12 protein-coding genes are annotated in these 16266 nt (G+C 72.3%); 8 read left to right on the top strand and 4 right to left on the bottom strand.

Going from position 1 to position 16266, the window contains the following annotated elements; genetic code table 11:
- Positions 1-1383 (top strand): xylulokinase, encoded by a 1383-nt coding sequence (gene xylB, locus ORI60_RS22575; protein ID WP_266039835.1) that lies wholly within the window; start codon positions 1-3, stop codon positions 1381-1383.
- Positions 1380-2525, top strand: a complete 1146-nt coding sequence (locus ORI60_RS22570) for an ROK family protein (RefSeq protein WP_266039834.1) — start codon at positions 1380-1382, stop codon at positions 2523-2525. Before xylB ends, ORI60_RS22570 begins: the two co-directional genes overlap by 4 nt.
- On the opposite strand, the gene ORI60_RS22565 is transcribed toward ORI60_RS22570, so the two are convergent.
- Positions 2482-2778, bottom strand: a complete 297-nt coding sequence (locus ORI60_RS22565) for a DUF6223 family protein (RefSeq protein ID WP_323055932.1) — start codon at positions 2776-2778, stop codon at positions 2482-2484. The genes ORI60_RS22570 and ORI60_RS22565 overlap by 44 nt on opposite strands.
- Before the next feature lie 133 nt (positions 2779-2911).
- On the opposite strand from ORI60_RS22565, the gene ORI60_RS22560 reads away from it, so the two are divergent.
- Together ORI60_RS22560 and ORI60_RS22555 are read left to right on the top strand one after the other, a co-directional pair.
- The gene (locus ORI60_RS22560) at positions 2912-3994 is read left to right on the top strand and encodes a sensor histidine kinase (RefSeq protein WP_266039833.1); all 1083 of its coding nucleotides are present in this window, start codon (positions 2912-2914) and stop codon (positions 3992-3994) included.
- The gene (locus ORI60_RS22555) at positions 3991-4656 is read left to right on the top strand and encodes a response regulator (RefSeq protein WP_266039832.1); all 666 of its coding nucleotides are present in this window, start codon (positions 3991-3993) and stop codon (positions 4654-4656) included. The genes ORI60_RS22560 and ORI60_RS22555 overlap by 4 nt, the downstream gene beginning before the upstream one ends.
- Here the strand turns inward: ORI60_RS22555 and ORI60_RS22550 are convergent.
- The gene (locus ORI60_RS22550; protein WP_266039831.1) at positions 4611-8726 is read right to left on the bottom strand and encodes a BTAD domain-containing putative transcriptional regulator; all 4116 of its coding nucleotides are present in this window, start codon (positions 8724-8726) and stop codon (positions 4611-4613) included. The genes ORI60_RS22555 and ORI60_RS22550 overlap by 46 nt on opposite strands.
- Positions 8727-8822: 96 nt before the next feature.
- On the opposite strand from ORI60_RS22550, the gene ORI60_RS22545 reads away from it, so the two are divergent.
- Together ORI60_RS22545 and ORI60_RS22540 are read left to right on the top strand one after the other, a co-directional pair.
- Positions 8823-9347 carry a helix-turn-helix transcriptional regulator gene (locus tag ORI60_RS22545; RefSeq protein WP_266039829.1) on the top strand — a complete coding sequence of 175 codons (525 nt, stop codon included), beginning with the start codon at positions 8823-8825 and terminating at the stop codon, positions 9345-9347.
- Positions 9348-9357: 10 nt separating this feature from the next.
- Positions 9358-10281, top strand: coding sequence for a peptidoglycan-binding protein (locus ORI60_RS22540; protein ID WP_266039827.1), 924 nt, complete (start codon positions 9358-9360; stop codon positions 10279-10281).
- Positions 10282-11714: 1433 nt separating this feature from the next.
- Here ORI60_RS22540 and ligA read toward each other — a convergent pair.
- The gene (gene ligA / locus ORI60_RS22535) at positions 11715-13709 is read right to left on the bottom strand and encodes an NAD-dependent DNA ligase LigA (RefSeq protein WP_266039826.1); all 1995 of its coding nucleotides are present in this window, start codon (positions 13707-13709) and stop codon (positions 11715-11717) included.
- Between the two features lie 130 nt (positions 13710-13839).
- Entirely contained in the window at positions 13840-14070 is a 231-nt protein-coding gene (locus ORI60_RS22530; protein WP_266039825.1) for a hypothetical protein, read from the bottom strand.
- 97 nt (positions 14071-14167) lie between these two features.
- On the opposite strand from ORI60_RS22530, the gene ORI60_RS22525 reads away from it, so the two are divergent.
- Both ORI60_RS22525 and ORI60_RS22520 read left to right on the top strand, forming a co-directional pair.
- Positions 14168-15145, top strand: a complete 978-nt coding sequence (locus ORI60_RS22525) for a pyridoxal-phosphate dependent enzyme (RefSeq protein WP_266039824.1) — start codon at positions 14168-14170, stop codon at positions 15143-15145.
- Positions 15142-16263 (top strand): ArgE/DapE family deacylase, encoded by a 1122-nt coding sequence (locus ORI60_RS22520; RefSeq protein ID WP_266039823.1) that lies wholly within the window; start codon positions 15142-15144, stop codon positions 16261-16263. Before ORI60_RS22525 ends, ORI60_RS22520 begins: the two co-directional genes overlap by 4 nt.
- The last annotated feature ends 3 nt before the right edge of the window (positions 16264-16266 follow it).

Raw genomic sequence — 16266 nt, 5'->3', positions numbered from 1 at the left:
ATGACGCTCGTCGCCGGCGTCGACTCCTCGACGCAGTCGTGCAAGGTCGTGGTTCGCGACGCGGAGACCGGCAGGCTCGTCCGGGAGGGCCGCGCGGCCCACCCGGACGGCACCGAGGTGCACCCCTCGCACTGGTGGTCGGCTCTGCAGTCCGCGCTCGCCGACGCCGGCGGACTGTCCGACGTCGCGGCGCTGAGCGTCGGCGGGCAGCAGCACGGCATGGTCTGCCTCGACGAGGACGGCGAGGTCGTGCGCGAGGCGTTGCTGTGGAACGACACCCGTTCCGCGGCGGCTGCCGCCTCGCTGACCGGCGAGCTCGGCGCGGACACGTGGGCGGCGCGGATCGGTCTCGTGCCGGTCGCGTCGTTCACGATCACGAAGCTGCGCTGGCTCGCCCAGCACGAACCGGCCAACGCGAAGCGCACCGCCGCCGTCTGCCTGCCGCACGACTGGCTGACGTGGAGGCTGCGCGGCACCGGCGTGCTCTCCGACCTGGTCACCGACCGTTCGGACGCCTCCGGCACCGGCTACTTCGACTCGGTGTCGAACGAGTACGTGCCCGACCTGCTCGCTCTCGGCCTCGGCCGCTCCGACGTGGTGCTCCCCCGTGTCCTGGGCCCGGCGGAGTTCGTGGACGGACCGGTCCGCCTCGGTGCGGGCGCGGGCGACAACGCGGCGGCCATGCTCGGGGTCGGCGGCGGCACCGACGTCGTGGTGTCGCTCGGCACGTCCGGCGTCGTCACCGCGACCAGCGACGTCCGCGCGGAAGACCCGTCCGGCATCGTGGCGGGGTTCGCCGACGCCACGGGCCGGTACCTCCCGCTGGCCTGCACCTTGAACGCCGCCCGCGTGCTGGACGCGACCGCCCGGATGCTGGGCGTCGACCTGGCCCGGCTCAGCGACCTCGCGCTGTCCGCGAAACCGGGTGCGGAAGGCGTGGTGCTGGTTCCGTACCTGGAAGGCGAACGGACGCCGAACCTGCCGGACGCGACGGGTGCGTTGCACGGACTGACGCTCACCAACGCCACGCCCGCGAACATCGCGCGTGCGGCCGTCGAAGGCATGCTGTGCGGTCTTGCGGTGGGCCTCGACGCGCTCGCCGAGCAAGGTGCGGACGTCACCGGCGTGCGGCTCGTCGGAGGAGCAGCGGTTTCTCCCGCGGTGCGGGAGATCGCGCCGACGGTGTTCGGTGTGCCCGTGACGGTGCCCGCGCCGGACGAGTACGTGGCGAACGGTGCGGCACGGCAGGCCGCGTGGACGCTCACGAACGGGACGACGCCTCCGGAGTGGACGCTGGCGGAAAGCACGCGGTACGAGGCGGACGCGGTGCCGGAGATCCGGGCGCGGTACGGAGACGCGGCACAGCGATACTTGAGTCGATGACCACCGTCGACCACCTGCGTCAGGTTCGCCTCGGCAACCTGCGCACGGTGCTGCTCGCCCTCGTCGACCGGCCCGGTTCGCGCGCCGACCTCGCGGCGCGCACCGGGCTGACGAAGGCCACGCTGTCCAACCTCGCCGAGCCGTTGCTGGCGGGCGGGATCCTGGTGGAGGAGCCCGCCACGCTCGCGGGCATGGGCAGGCCGTCCAAGCCGTTGCGCTTCCACCCCGCCGGGCCGGTCGCGGTGGGTGCGGAGATCAACGTCAGCCACCTCGCCGTCGAGACGCTCGGGCTCGACGGCGCGACGCTCGAACGCCGTCTCGTCCCCGCCGACATGCGCAAGGCCACCGCGGACGAGGTGCTCGACCGGATAGCCGGTCTGATCCGCGAGGTCACCGGGGGTTCCGAGCGCACGGTTCTCGGGGCGGGTCTCGCGATCCCCGGTGTCGTGCACGAGGGCACCATCGTCCGAGCGCCCAACCTGCCCGAGTTCGTCGGCGAGCGGCTGGCCGAGAGGCTAGGCGAGCGCACCGGTCTCGACGTCCAGCTCGACAACGAGGCGAACCTCGCCGCGCTCGCCCACCTGTGGCCCCGGCACCTGGCGGGCGAGGACTTCGTGCACGTGACGGCCGACGTCGGCATCGGCGCGGGCGTCGTGCTGGGCGGCGAGGTCTACCGCGGGGTCAGCGGGTTCGCGGGCGAGCTCGGCCACGTCGTGATCGAGCGCAACGGCATCCGCTGCACGTGCGGCAGCCGCGGGTGTGTCGAGCGGTACGCGGGGCTCGACGTCATCCTGCGCGAGGCGGGCCGACGCCGGCTCGACTCGTTGCGCAAGGCGCTCGAAGCGGGCGACCCCAGGGCCGCGGCGGCCGTGCGGACGGCCGGCGAGGCGCTGGGAGTCGGCATCGCGACGCTGATGAACCTCTTCGACGTCCCGACGGTCGTGCTCGGCGGCAGCTACGCCGTGCTGTACGACCACCTCCGCGAGGCCGTGCAGTCCGAACTGGACGGCAGGGTGCTCGCGGGCGGCGAACGGCACACCCGGCTGCTCGCCTCGCCCCTCGGCGAGTTCGCGGTGGTGCGGGGCGCGGCCGGGCTGATCACGAGGCGCGCGGTGCAGCAGCCCGAGCGGCTCTTCGCATAGCCAGGCCGCCCAGGACCACTCCGGCCACACCCACGGCGAGCGACACGTAGCCACCGACGATGCCGTAGCCGGTGCCGGGGCCGCCCTTCGCCATCACCACGACCGCGACACCGATCACCGCCCCTGCCGCACCCAGCACGACGGCCCACAGACCTCGCCGGGTGAGCGCGACCAGGCCGAGCACCCCGATGACGACACCGATCAGCGACAAAGTGCGGCCGGCGGACATCTCATAAGCAGCGGAAAGCAACATGGGCACCAGCCAACCCGCCGGACCGGCCCGCGTCGTCGTGCGGGCGCAGACACCGCTGTACCGCGGGCGCAGTAGTCCGACAATGCCGCCGCTGAAGGATCTACCAGCGCGAACGGGGGATTAAGGTGCACGGATGAGCAAGCGCTGGCTGGACTGGGTGATCGCCGCGGGGGTCGCGACGAGTCTCGTCGTGGCGGGCCACCCCGCCACCGGTCCGGGCTACGCGCTGCTCGCCGCGAGCGGCCTGGCGCTCATCGCGCGCCAACGAGCGCCCAGAGCCGTGCTCGCGGCGACCGGACTCCTCGCGCTCGGCTACCAGGCCACCGGCGCGGACGTGCCGGTGATCGCCTTCCTGTTCGCCGTCTACTCGGCGATGCGGGCGGGCCACCGCATGTTCACGCTCGCCGGCTCCGTCCTGATGCTCGCCACGCTCCCCCTCGCCGCCCTCGCCTCGCCGCGCGACCTCACCACGTACGAGGCGTTCGCGCAGACCCGCGACGTCCTGCAGATCGCGTGGCTGATCGCCGCCGCGGCCGCGGGCGAGGCGCTGAGGCAGGCCGAGCGGCGAGCCGACGAGGCCGAGCGCACCAAGGAGGAGGCGGCGCGCAGGCGGGCCGGCGAGGAACGCCTGCACATCGCCCGCGAGCTGCACGACTCGCTCACCCACCAGATCTCGGTGATCAAGCTGCAGGCCGAGGTCGCCGTCCACCTCGCCCGCAAGCGCGGCGAGGACGTGCCCGAACCTCTCCTGGTCATCCGCGACGCGGGCCGGGAGGCGTCCAGGGAGCTGCGCGCCACGCTCGAAGCCCTGCGGGACGACGGCAAGAACCCGCCGCACAGCATCAAGGACGTCCCCGAGCTCGTCGAACGCGCCAGGGCCACCGGCCTGGACGCCAGGCTCACGATCGAAGGCCGCCACGACGACGTGCCGGCGGCCGTGGAGCGCACGGCGTACCGGATCGTGCAGGAGTCGCTCACGAACATCGCCCGCCACGCCGCCGCCGCGAGCGCGCGGATCCACATCGGCTACCGCGAGGACACCGTGGTCATCGAGGTGGACGACGACGGCACGGCGGCACCGGGGACCACCGCGCCGGGCGTCGGGCTGCTCGGCATGCGCGAACGCGTCACCGCGCTGGGCGGCCACCTCCAGGCGGCGCCCCGGACTGAGGGCGGTTTCCGCGTGCAGGCCGAACTTCCCGTGGTACAGCCGTGATCCGCGTCCTGCTGGTCGACGACCAGCCGCTGATGCGCCGCGGTTTCCGCGCGTTGCTGGAAGCCGAGGACGACATCGAGGTCGTCGCCGAGGCCGGGACCGGCCGGGAAGGCCTCGACCAGGCCCGCGAACACCTCCCGGACATCGCCCTGATCGACATCCAGATGCCGGAGATGGACGGCATCGAGGCCACCAGGCACATCGCCGCCGATCCGTCCCTGGCCGGCACTCACGTCGTGATCCTCACCAACTACGGCCTGGACGAGTACGTCTTCCACGCCCTGAAGGCGGGCGCGGCCGGGTTCCTCGTCAAGGACGTGGAGCCGGAGGACTTCCTGCACGCCGTCCGGGTCGCGGCCCGCGGCGACGCCCTCCTGGCCCCGTCGATCACCCGCAGGCTGATCGACCGGTACGTGAGCCAGCCGCCGCGGCGGGAACTGAGCCTCGCCGACCTCACCACCAGGGAACGCGAAGCCGTCGTGCTGGTCGCCCGCGGCCTGTCGAACGACGAGATCGCCGCGAGCATGGTGATCAGCCCGCTCACCGCGAAGACCCACGTCAACCGCGCGATGACGAAGCTGCACGCCCGGGATCGGGCCCAGCTCGTGGTGATCGCCTACGAGTCGGGCCTGGTGGTCCCGCAGACCTCCGAGCGCGGGTAGGCCTCCGCGCAGATCCGGTTCTCGGCGTCCGCGACGGACAGCGACCAGCGGATGATCCGCGCGTCGTTGGCGCCGGTCACCAGCTCGTCCTCCCGCGTGAACGCCACGGCCTGCACCGGACCGGTGTGCCCGGTCAGCGTGGTGCCGGAGCGGGTGCCCAGGTCCCACACGACGACCGCGTCGTCCTCTCCCCCGGATGCCAGCGCGGTGCCGGACGGGCTGAAGGCCAGCGCGACCACGGGCGCGGAGTGGCCGGTCAGCGTCATCAGTTCGGCGCCGGTGGCCACGTCCCAGACCTTCACCGTCCGGTTGGCGCCCGCCGTCGCGAACCGGGTGCCGTCCGGGCTGACCGCGACGTCGCGCACATCGCCCTGGCCCGTGCTGACCCGCCGTTCCAGCCTGTCGCGGGCCAGGTCCCACAACATTGCGCCGCCGGCCGGGTCGGTGGAGACCAGCAGGCGGCCGTCCGGGGTGAACTCGACGGCGCTCGCGATGTGCGGCCCACCGGAGAACGCGCCCTGCGCCAGTTCCGGCAGGCTCCACCGGAACCGGCCGAGCGAGGCCGTGACGATGCCGCGCCCGTCCGGCTGGAAGGCGATGTCGGTCGACGCCCCCAGGCCGCTGTAGGACAACGACGACAGCCGCTCCCGCCGAGCCACGTCCCAGATCGAGATGGTGTGGTCGCGGGTCAGCGCGGCCAGCCGGGTGCCGTCCGGGCTGAACGACACGGACTCCACCCGGTCGGAATGACCGTCCAAAGTGGCCAGTGCGGTGCCGTCGAGGTTCCACAGCCGCACGGTCGTGTCGTCACCGGCGGACGCGACCGTGCCGTGGGACACGTCGATGTCGTTGATGCCGCCGGAATGCCCGGTGAACGGCGGCACGGCGTCCTCGCGCACCGCCACGATCCGGCCGTAGCCCCCGGAGACGAGCAGGGTGCCGTCACGTCCCAGGGCGATCGCCCTCGACTCGGTGCGGCCGCGGTCGCGGTAGGTCGTGATCGGGCGACCGGTCCGGACGTCCCAGATGGTGATGAGCCCGTCCTCGTCCGCCACCGCCATGCGGCCGCCCACCGGCTCCGAGGCCTCCCACGCGTAGGCGCCCTGCTTCGGCAGTTCGGACAGCAGCTTTCCGCTCACGTCCCAGAACTTCACCCCGTCGCGCAACGTCGCGGTGCCGATCCTCGTGCCGTCGAAGACGACGTTGCTGACCTCCAGGGACGGGATCTCGCCGATCCGGGCGCCGGAAGCGACGTCCCACACCAGCGGGTGCTCCTCCCCGTTCGCGGTGACGAGCAGCGACCCGTCCGGGCTGAACGCGAGCGCGTCCACCTCCCCGGTGTGCCCCCGGAAGGTCCGGCTGGTCCGGGCGGCGACGTCCCAGACCTCGACGGCCCCACCGGCGACGCCGACCGCGAACGACGTCCCGGCCGGGTGGAACGCGAGCCCGGCGGTGATCACGTCGAACTGGCGGGAGAACACGGCCTTCCCGGTCCCGAGGTCCCACACCACCACGTCGCCACGGCTCCCGCCCAGCGCGGGCAGCGACGCGTTCGACGCGAGGAACCTGTCGTCGGCGCTGAACTCGGCCTGCCTGGCGTAGCCGCCGTCGGTGAACGCGTTGTGGTCCGCGAGCAGCAGCTTGCGCGACCGGGTCCGCGGCTCCCACAGCGTGACGTGGCCGTCCCGGTCGGCCGTCGCGATCACGTCACCCCGGTGTGACACGCTCACGTCGAGCACGGGCGGGCCGTCGGCGTTCAGCTCGATGCGCCGGCGCGGCGCGGAGGCGGTGCTCAGCAGTGCGCCTCGGGTGTCGCCGTCCGCGTGCAGCCGGTAGGCCGACATGGCGAGCGGTCCAGCGAGGTCGGGTGCGGTGTCGACGAGGCCACGCGCGGACAGCGCGATCTGGTGCGCCTGCTCGATCCGTTGCCGCAGCTGGGCTTCCCGCGACTGCCACCACGCGACGCCGCCCCCGCCCGCGGCGAGCAGGAGCAGCACGCCCATGATCGAGACGAGCCTGGTGAGGAGCCGGTTGCGGCGCTTCACCGCCACCTGCTCGGCCTCGTCGCGCTCGCGGCTCGCCCGGAGGAACGCCTCCTCCGCCGCGTTCAGCTCGCCGGGGTGGTCCTGCGCCCAGGCCGACGCGCTGAGCAGCTGGGCGCCCCGGTAGAGCGCGCCCTCGTCGCGGTCCAGCTCGCTCCACGTGTGGGCGGCGGCCGTCAGCCTGCGGTGCACCAGCAGCGTCGAGCGGTCGTCGGACAGCCAGCGCTGCAGCCGGGGCCACGCCCGGATCAGCGCTTCGTGCGCGATCTCGGCGGTGCCCTCGTCCACCACGACCAGCCGCTCGGTGACCAGACGGCCGAGCACGCCGTCGATCACGTGGTGCTCGGCGACGCCGTCGAGCTCGGCGCGGCGGATCGGTCGGCGGGTGTCCTCGGTGCCGTCGCCGAGCGCGGTGAGCCGCACCAGGATCCGGCGCATGGCCCGCTGTTCGGCGTCCGCGAGGTCGGCGTGGGCGCGTTCGGCGGTCTGCGCGATCGCCCCGCGGACCCCGCCACCGGCCCGGTAGGCGGCCAGGGTCAGCTCGGTGCCCGAGCGCTGCCACGTCTCGACGAGCGCGTGGGACAGCAGCGGAAGCGCGCCCGGTTCGGCGTCCACGTCGGCGAGCACGGTCGCGAGCAGGTCGGGGGCGACGGACAACCCGCTCATCGAGGCGGGGCGCAGCACGATGTCGCGCAGGTCCGCGCCCGAGGGCGGCCCGACCAGGACTGTCGCCTCGTCCGCCAGCGCCTTCACCAGACCGGCGTGCTGCGTGACGTGGGCGAGGAAGTCGGCCCGGACGCCCAGCACGACCCGAGTGCGGCGGTGCGGCCCCTGGGCGGCGTCCAGCAGCACCCCGATGAACTGCGAGCGCTCGCTTTCGTCGGCGCACAACGTGAACAGCTCTTCCAGCTGGTCCACGACGAGCAGCAGGCGGACGTCGTCCGGGCCGTTGGCGAGTGCGTTGCGCACCTCGACGTCGAACGCCGCCGGGTCCGCGCCGAGGTCGGGCCGCTTGCCGGTGAACGCCGCGAGGGCGTTCGTGAGCGCGGCCATCGGATGCGCGCCCGGCGTGATGACGACCGGCCGCCAGGTCGCGCCGAGCCCGCCGACGACACCGGCCCGCAGCAACGAGGACTTGCCGCTGCCGGACGCGCCGAACACGCCGACGACGGGGTGGCGGTCGATCCGGCGCGTGACCAGGTCGACGAGGTGGTCGCGGCCGAAGAACCACGGGTGGTGCTCCGGCTGGTAGGCCATCAGGCCGCGGTACGGGCAGGCCGCACGGCCGGGTCTCGGCGGCGCGGGCTCCGGCGGTGGCGCGCCCTGCAGCATCGTCTCGTGCAGGCCGCGCAGCTCGGCGCCGGGCTCGATGCCGAGGTCGTCCACGAGCCGTTCGCGGGCCCGCCGGAACACCTCCAGCGCCTCCGCCTGGCGGGACGCGCCGTAGAGGGCGGTCATCAGCCTGGCGTGCAACGGCTCCCGGTACGGGTTCGCCTCGGCCAGCTCGGCCAGCCAGCCGATGACCCCGGCGTGCCGGCCCAGTGCCAGTTCGGCCGCGGCACGCGCCTCCACGGCACGCAGCCGGGCCTCCTCCAGCCGCGCGGCGTACTGGCCGGGCAGGTCGGGGTAGGCGGGACCGCGCCACAGGCCGAGCGCCTCGGCGAGCAGATCGGCGGCCTTGTGCGGGTCGCCGTCCGCGAGGGCCCGTTCGCCGTCCGCGGCCAACTGGTCGAACAGGTCCGCGTCGAGCTCACCGGGTTCGACCGCGAGCGCGTACCCGCCCGGCTCGCGCGTGATCCGGTCGCCGAGGCCGAGAGTGCGCTTGAGCTGGTACACGTACAGCCGGACGTTCTCCTGCGCGGAGGCGGGCGGAACCTCCCACAGCGTCTCGATCAGCCGGTGCGGGGAGACCGGCGTGTTGGCGTGCCGCACCAGCATCGCGAGCAGGATCCGCTGCTTCGCCGACCGCAACGGGGTCTCCTCCTCGCCGGCCGCGACGACGATCGGACCGAGCACCCGGAACCGCACGCACCCTCCCCCGTGATCGGCGGAACGGTAACAACGACCTGGCGTTATACGCAGCAGATACGCGGAAATACGGCCCTGTGCCGACTGTTCCGGGATGTGCGAACCATCCTCGTCTCGCTGTCGCTGTGCAACGCTTCGCTGGCCGACCGGATCTCGGCCGGCCTCTCCTCCGTTCCGTGGGCTCGCCCAGGCGCTCCCGCCGACGTGACCGTGGCGGACGCCGCGCGGGCCACCGGGCCGCGGACCGTCGCGGTGCTGCCGTCGTTCGACGCCGTGGAAGGCCTGGTGCGGCTGGGGGTGACCGGGCTCGTGCTCGCCGACGACCCGCCGGAGGACATCGTGCGGGCGGTCCACGACGTGCACCGGTTCGGCGGCTGGGTGTCGCCGCGGCTCGTGCCCTCGCTGCTGCCCGGCCCGCCACCGGCGTCGCTGACCGTCCGCGAGCGGGAGACGTTGCGGCTGGTCGCCGAGGGGCGGGAGAACGCGGAGATCGCCGCGGCCATGTTCATCACCGTGAGCGCGGTGAAGTACCACGTGTCGAACCTGCTGAGGAAGTTCGGCTGCCGTGACCGCACACAACTGGTCTCACGACTAGGGCGCCCGTCGGCGGTGCGTTCCTAGCGTGCAGGCCATGAGAATCCTCGTTGCCGCCCTGATCTCGTTCGGGGTTCTGATAGGAGTCGTCAGCCCCGCCCAGGCGGCGCTGCCGGCGTGGCCGAACGTCAAGGAGGGCCAGAACGGCGCGACCGTGCTGACCGCCCAGCACCTGCTGCGCCACCGCGGCTACAACATCAGCGCCGACGGCGACTTCGGCCCGGCCACCGAGACGGCGGTCAAGCAGTTCCAGAGCGCCAACGGCCTGTCGGCGGACGGCCAGATCGGCCCCAACACCTGGCCGAAGCTGATCGTCAGCGTCAAGCAGGGCAACAACAGCAACGCCGTGCGCGCCGCCCAGGTGCAGCTCAACCGCTACGGCTACGGCCTGGACGAGGACGGCGACTTCGGCAGCGGCACCCACAACGCCGCCGTCGCGTTCCAGCGTTCGAAGAGCCTGACCGCGGACGGCATCGTCGGCCCGAACACGTGGCAGACCCTGGTCGGCGGATCGGGCTCCGGCGGCGGTGGCGGCGGCACCTACAGCCTGCCGCTGGCCAAGAGCGCCCTGCCGCGCAGCGAGTACGACGACCCGCACCACGACTACCCCGCCATCGACCTGCCGGTGAACAGCAAGCCGGCGTACGCGATGGTCACCGGCACCGCCTACCGCATCAACGAGCCCAACGGCTGCGGCAACGGCCTGCGGATCGTCAAGAGCGGCGTCGACTACATCTACTGCCACTTCTCGTCGTGGTCGGTCTCGAACGGCGCCGCCGTCAAGGCCGGTGACCGAGTCGGCACGACCGGCAACACCGGCAACTCGACGGGCCCGCACCTGCACATCGCGATCAAGATCAGCGGGACGTCCTACTGCCCGCAGAACTTCCTGCTCGCCGTGTACGACGGACGGACGCCGCCGGCGCCGTCGTCGCTGCCCCGCACGGGCTGCTTCTACTGACGCACAACGCTACTGCGACACCTTTCCGAGTTCGTCGAGCGCTCTTGGCGAACTCGGGGCAGGGCCACCGGGTCAATGCCGCGCGACATCGTGCGGTCCCCGGTGGCCCTGCCGCGTTTCGAGTCGCTCCGAGTTGGGGCGCAGGAACGCGCCGACGTTCGCGCGGACGCGCCGGGTGGACCGCGCGTTCCGTGCGAGCTCCCGGCACAGCGGTGAGCGACCCCACAGCCCGTCCGGAAACACGCCGGGCACCGCGGCCGTTGTACAGGTTGGTCGGTGCGGTCCGTGTCCCCCCGGGCCTCACCTCATCGCCTTCGCGGAAGACCGCACAGCTGGTACCGCGTCGAGCAACTCGCCGAGAGGCGACCGATCGCATCGGCCTCCCGTCCCCCCCCGCGACCCGCCACTCCCCCCCGCCGCCCGGCTCTCGGGCGTCCGGTCGGCGCGGACCTCTCCTGCCGCGCCGACCACCTGTTCTTTGTCCCACAAGGCCTTCGTCTTGACCGACGGTGACCGGCCACACAGATCCTCCTGGAACACAACAGATCCCCGCGCCGTTGTAAGAGTTGGTCGGTGCGGAACGAGTCCCCGGGCCCCAACAGAACAGCCTTCGCGGAACACCGTCCGGCAGGAGCCGCGTCGTGCCCACCGCCGAGAGGCGACCGCCGCACCGACCTGCAGACCACGCCCTCGGGCCGTACACCCCCCAGACGACCCGAGGGCCTTCCCTCTCCAGCAACACCTGGGACCGCGACATCAACGTCGTTGCGGCACACCGCTCGCCCGCGTGCATCACCGAAAGGTGACCGCAGCACCACACAAGCCACGCCCTCGGGCCGTACACCCCGACACTGCCCGAGGGCGTTCCCTACCCGAGCAATACCGTTACACCGCACACCAGGGCCCGTGCGGAACGCCGCACACCCGGAACCTGCGCGCACCTATCGCCGCAAGGCGACCGCCGCACCACCCACACGCCACGCCCTCGGGCCGTACACCCCCAGACGGTCCGAGGGCTTTCCCTCTCCAGCAACCTGTGGCACCGCAACACCAACGCCGTTGCGGCACAACGCTCCCCCGCGCCTATCGCCGAAGGACGGCCGCCGCACCACCCACACGCCACGCCCTCGGGCCGTACACCCCCCAGACGTCCCGAGGGCCTTCCCTTCTCAGCATCCCCTTGCACAGCAACAACACCCGGTGACCGAGCACACAGATCACCAGGAAACACAACGGAACCCCGCACCGTTGCACAGGACGGTCGGCGCCGAACGAGTCCCCAGGCCCCAACACAACAGCCCTCGCGGAACACCGTTCACCCGGAGCCGCGTCGCGCACACCGCCGAGAGGCGACCGCCGCACCGACCACCTCTACTCGCCCCCAGGCTGCCGTCCTCCCCCAGGCAGCGTGGGGGCTTCCCGCGTTCGTGGGGTCAGGCGACTCCGGCGGCGATCAGCTTCGCCCAGATCTCGCCCTGGTCGACCACCTCGACGCCGAGCTTCTCCGCCTTCGTGAGCTTGCCGGCGCCGACGCCCTCGCCCGTGATGAGCAGGTCGGTGGTGGCCGACACCGACGAGGCGGCGGTGGCGCCGGCCCGTTCGCACATCTTCTGGAACGTCGGGCGGGTGACCTTCTCGCCGGATCGCGGGTCGCTGATGGAGCCCGTGATCACGACGGACTTGCCCTCCAGGGGTGCGCCGGCGACCACCACCGGGGGCAGGTCCTCCTCCCGCACCTCCAGGGAGACGCCGCGTTCCCGCAGGCGTTCGATCTCCGGGCGCAGGCGGGCCAGGTGGAAGTTGATCGACTCGGCGACCTTCTGGCCGATGTCCTCCACGGCCACGAGCTTCTCGACGCCCGCGTCGGCGACGGCCTCCAGGGAGCCGAAGCCCGCGCGGCACAGGCGGGCCGCGGTGCCTTCGGAGGCCATCGGGATCGACAGGCCGATCAACGCGCGGCGCAGGCCCACGGAGCGGCTGCGGTCGATGGACTCGATCATGCGGGTCGCGGAGACCTCGCCCACCCGGTCGAACTCCAGCAGGCGTTCCTTGGTGAGCGTGTAGAAGTCGGAGGGGTTCACCAGGTCGCCCGTCTCGGCGAGGCGCTCGATCCACACCTGGCCGATGGCGTCGATGTCGGCGGCGGCGCGGGACGACCAGTGGATCAGGCGGCGCACGGTCTGGGCCGGGCAGGCCGAGTTCGTGCAGAACAGCTCGCGGCTGTTGCCCTGCTCGGTCAGCGGCTGGGCGCAGGACGGGCACTCCGACGGCGGGACGATCTCCTGCTCGGCGCCGGTGCGCTTCGACTCGTCGAGCACGCCCGCGACGAACGGGATCACGTCGCCGGCGCGGCGGACCAGGACGGTGTCGCCGATCTTGATGCCGCGCGAGCGGATGACCTCCTGGTTGGCCAGCGTCGCGCGGGTGACGGTCGTGCCGCCGACGAACACGGGCTCGAGCCACGCGACCGGGGCGATCTTGCCGGTCTTGCCCACGTCCCACACGACGTCCTTGAGCACCGTCGTCTTCTCCTCGGCGGCGAACTTGTACGCGATGGCACCGCGCGGCGACGACGAACGGGTGCCCGCGGCGGCGAACGCGTCGCGGTTCGCCAGGCGCAGCACGGCGCCGTCGAGGTCGTAGTCGAGCGTGTTGCGGGCCTGCTCGATGCCGCTGATCAGCTCCTGCGCCTCGGCCGCGGTGGAGCAGTGCTTCATCTCCGCGACGCTGAACCCCAGCTTGCGCAGGCCCGCGTCGAGGTCGGAGTCGGCGCTCTCCGGCTCGGTCGTCAGGTCGAACGCGAAGAACTGCATGCGCCGGCCCTCGACCGCCTTCGGGTCCTTCGCGCGCAACGTGCCCGCGGCCGCGTTGCGCGGGTTGATCAGCGGCTTGTCCGGGTGCGCCGCGTTGTACGTGTCGAACGTCGAGCGCAGCATCACGCACTCGCCGCGCACCTCGACCCGCCCCGGCGCCTCGACCTTGTCCGGCACGCCGTCGCACAACGCGCGCGTCAGGAACGTGACGTCGTCGCCCGTCGTGCCGTCGCCTCGGGTGACCGCGCGCGCAAGGCGCCCGTTCTCGTACACCAGCGCCAGCGACAGGCCGTCGAGCTTCGGCATGACGACCACGGGCTGGCCGGGGAACCGCGCGAAGAACGACTCGACCTGCTCGGGTTTGTTCGCCTTCTCCAGGGACAGCATCGGCCGCGAGTGCCGCACCGGCGCGTGCAGCACCGACGGCGCGCCCACGTGGTCCAGCGGGTTGTCCTCCGGCGCGAGCTCCGGGTGCTTCGCGACCAGGCCGCGGAACTCGTCCTCGATCGCGTCGTACTCCGCGTCCGCCACCAGCGGCTCACCCTGGTAGTACGCGTCACGCAGCTCGACGATCCGGCCGGCGAGCTCCTGAATCCGATCCCCAGCAGCACTCATGGAGGGGACGTTACCGGGGACCACCGACAAAAATGGACGGTCGTGCCTGGAGCCGCGCTCGAGTCGCGGTGGAGCCGGTTCGAACGGCGCTCCACTTCGGACTGCGACGCCCGAAGCGCTCGGCGTGCCGCTAGTCGCGCGGCCCGCGCAACGTCAGCACCACACGCAGCACGTGCTCGACGGCCGCCGGGAACACCGCTCCCCTGAGCTCGTCGCGGTGCACCAGGGTCTGCCCGGCGAACTCGACCATCCGCTCCGGCCCGACCCGCCGCACCACGAGCGCCGCGACCTCCTCGAGGTCGAGGCCGGGGTGGTCGAGGCGGGTCAAGGCGAACTCGACGAGCAGCTCCTCGTCGCTCACCGCGCACCTCCTCCCGCGACTCGTCGGATTCTTCCACCGGTACACGTCGAAAACATGCGCTGGACCGATGATCCGGGCCACCCGCACGCTGTCCCGCATGAAGTTCTCACGGCCGGAGGCCCGCAGCTGGCGATGCCCTCCCGCTCCCACCGGGGTGCGGGACTTCCACGCCGGTCTGCCCGGCTACGCGCCCACTCCGCTGACCGAGCTGCCGGCCCTCGCCGCGGAACTCGGGATCGGCCGCCTGTTCGTCAAGGACGAATCCTCCCGGCTCGGCCTGCCCGCTTTCAAGGCTCTCGGCGCGTCCTGGGCCGTTCACCGCGTTCTCGAGGGGCGATCGGACCAGGTCACGCTCACCACCGCGACCGACGGCAACCACGGCAGGGCGGTCGCGCGAATGGCCCGGCTGCGCGGCCAGCACGCCCACGTCTTCGTGCCGCACACCGTGCCCGAGCCGGCGATCGAGGCGATCCGGGCCGAGAACGCCCAGGTCACGGTGGTCGAGGGCACGTACGACGACGCGGTCGCCAAAGCCGCCGGGGCGGACGGGGTCCTCGTGCAGGACATGGGCTGGCCCGGCTACGAGGAGGTTCCTGCCTGGATCGTCGAGGGCTACGGCACGCTCTGCCACGAGATCGACGAGCAGCTCGACGGGGATCCCGGCCTGGTCGTCGTCCCGGTCGGCGTCGGGTCCTTCGCGCAGGCCGTGATCACGCACTACCGCGGCCGCGGCTCCCGCACGAGGCTCCTCGCCGTCGAACCGGACAGCGCCGCGTGCGTCCTCGCAAGCCTCGAAGCGGACGAGCTCAGGACCGTGCCGACCGGCGACACGATCATGGCCGGGCTCAACTGCGGCACACCGTCCGCCACCTCCTGGCCGTATCTGCGCAACGGCCTGGACGCCGCCGTGGCCATCTCCGAAGCCGAATGCACGCAAGCGATGAAGGACCTCCACGCGCTGGGCGTCCACTCAGGACCGTGTGGCGCCGCATCTCTCGCCGGACTCCGTACCATCCGTGCCGACTTCGGCCGGCTCGACACCGTCGTGCTCATCAGCACCGAAGGACGCCCGTGAACCCACGTGACCTGCTGGCCCAACTCGTCTCCATCGACTCGGTGAACCCCGACCTCGTCCCCGGCGGCAACGGCGAACACGAGGTAGTGGACTTCATCGCCACCTGGTTCCGCGCCCACGACTTCGAGGTGCACCGCCTGGAGCGACGACCGGGCAGACCCTCGCTCGTCGGCGTCAGGAAGGGCACCGGTGGCGGGAAGTCCCTGATGCTCAACGGCCACGTCGACACGGTCGGCCTCGCGGGCTACAACGGCGACCCGCTGCACCCGCACGTCGAGAACGGCAAGATGTTCGGCCGCGGCACGTTCGACATGAAGGGCGGCATCGCGGCCATGATGGTCGCCGCGGCCAGGGCCACCGAGCGCCCGCTGCGCGGCGACGTCATCGTTGCGTGCGTGGCCGACGAGGAACACGGCAGTTTCGGCACGGAGGAGGTGCTCGACCACTTCACCGCCGACGCCGCCATCGTCACCGAACCCAGCCACCTCGAAGTCACCCTGGCCCACAAGGGCTTCGTCTGGTTCGACGTCGAGATCCGAGGCAGGGCGGCCCACGGCTCGCGGCCGGAGCTCGGCATCGACGCCATCGCCAAGGCAGGCCACTTCCTCGTGGCGCTGGAACGGCTGGGCCAGGACCTCCGCGAAGGCCCGCGGCACCACCTGCTCGGCACCGGCACGGTCCACGCGTCGCTGATCAGCGGCGGTGAGGAGGCCTCGACCTACCCGTCGGTCTGCCGGATCACGCTCGAACGCCGCACGGTCCCAGGTGAGTCACCCCAGCAGACCGAGGACGAGCTGCGCACGATCCTCGACCACCTCACCGCGACCGTCCCGGACTTCACCGCCACGCTCACCCGAGGCCTCGCCAGGGACCCCTTCGAGGCCGATCCCGACGCCGAGATCGTCCGCACGCTCGTCGCGCACCTCGGCGCGCCGCCGATCATCCGCGCGGAGCCGTTCTGGACCGACTGCGCGTTGCTGGACCGCGCCGGCATCCCCTGCCTGCTGTTCGGCGTCGACGGCGCGGGCGCCCACGCCGCCACCGAGCACGTCGACCTGGCCTCCCTCGACCGGCTCACCGACGTTCTGACCGGCACGATCACCGCCTTCTGCCACTAGGTT

It is taken from the genome of Lentzea sp. NEAU-D7 (assembly GCF_026242055.1).
Classification (GTDB): Bacteria; Actinomycetota; Actinomycetes; order Mycobacteriales; family Pseudonocardiaceae; genus Lentzea.
Note: the sequence above shows the minus strand (reverse complement) of the source record. Positions and strands in the feature narration are given on the sequence as shown.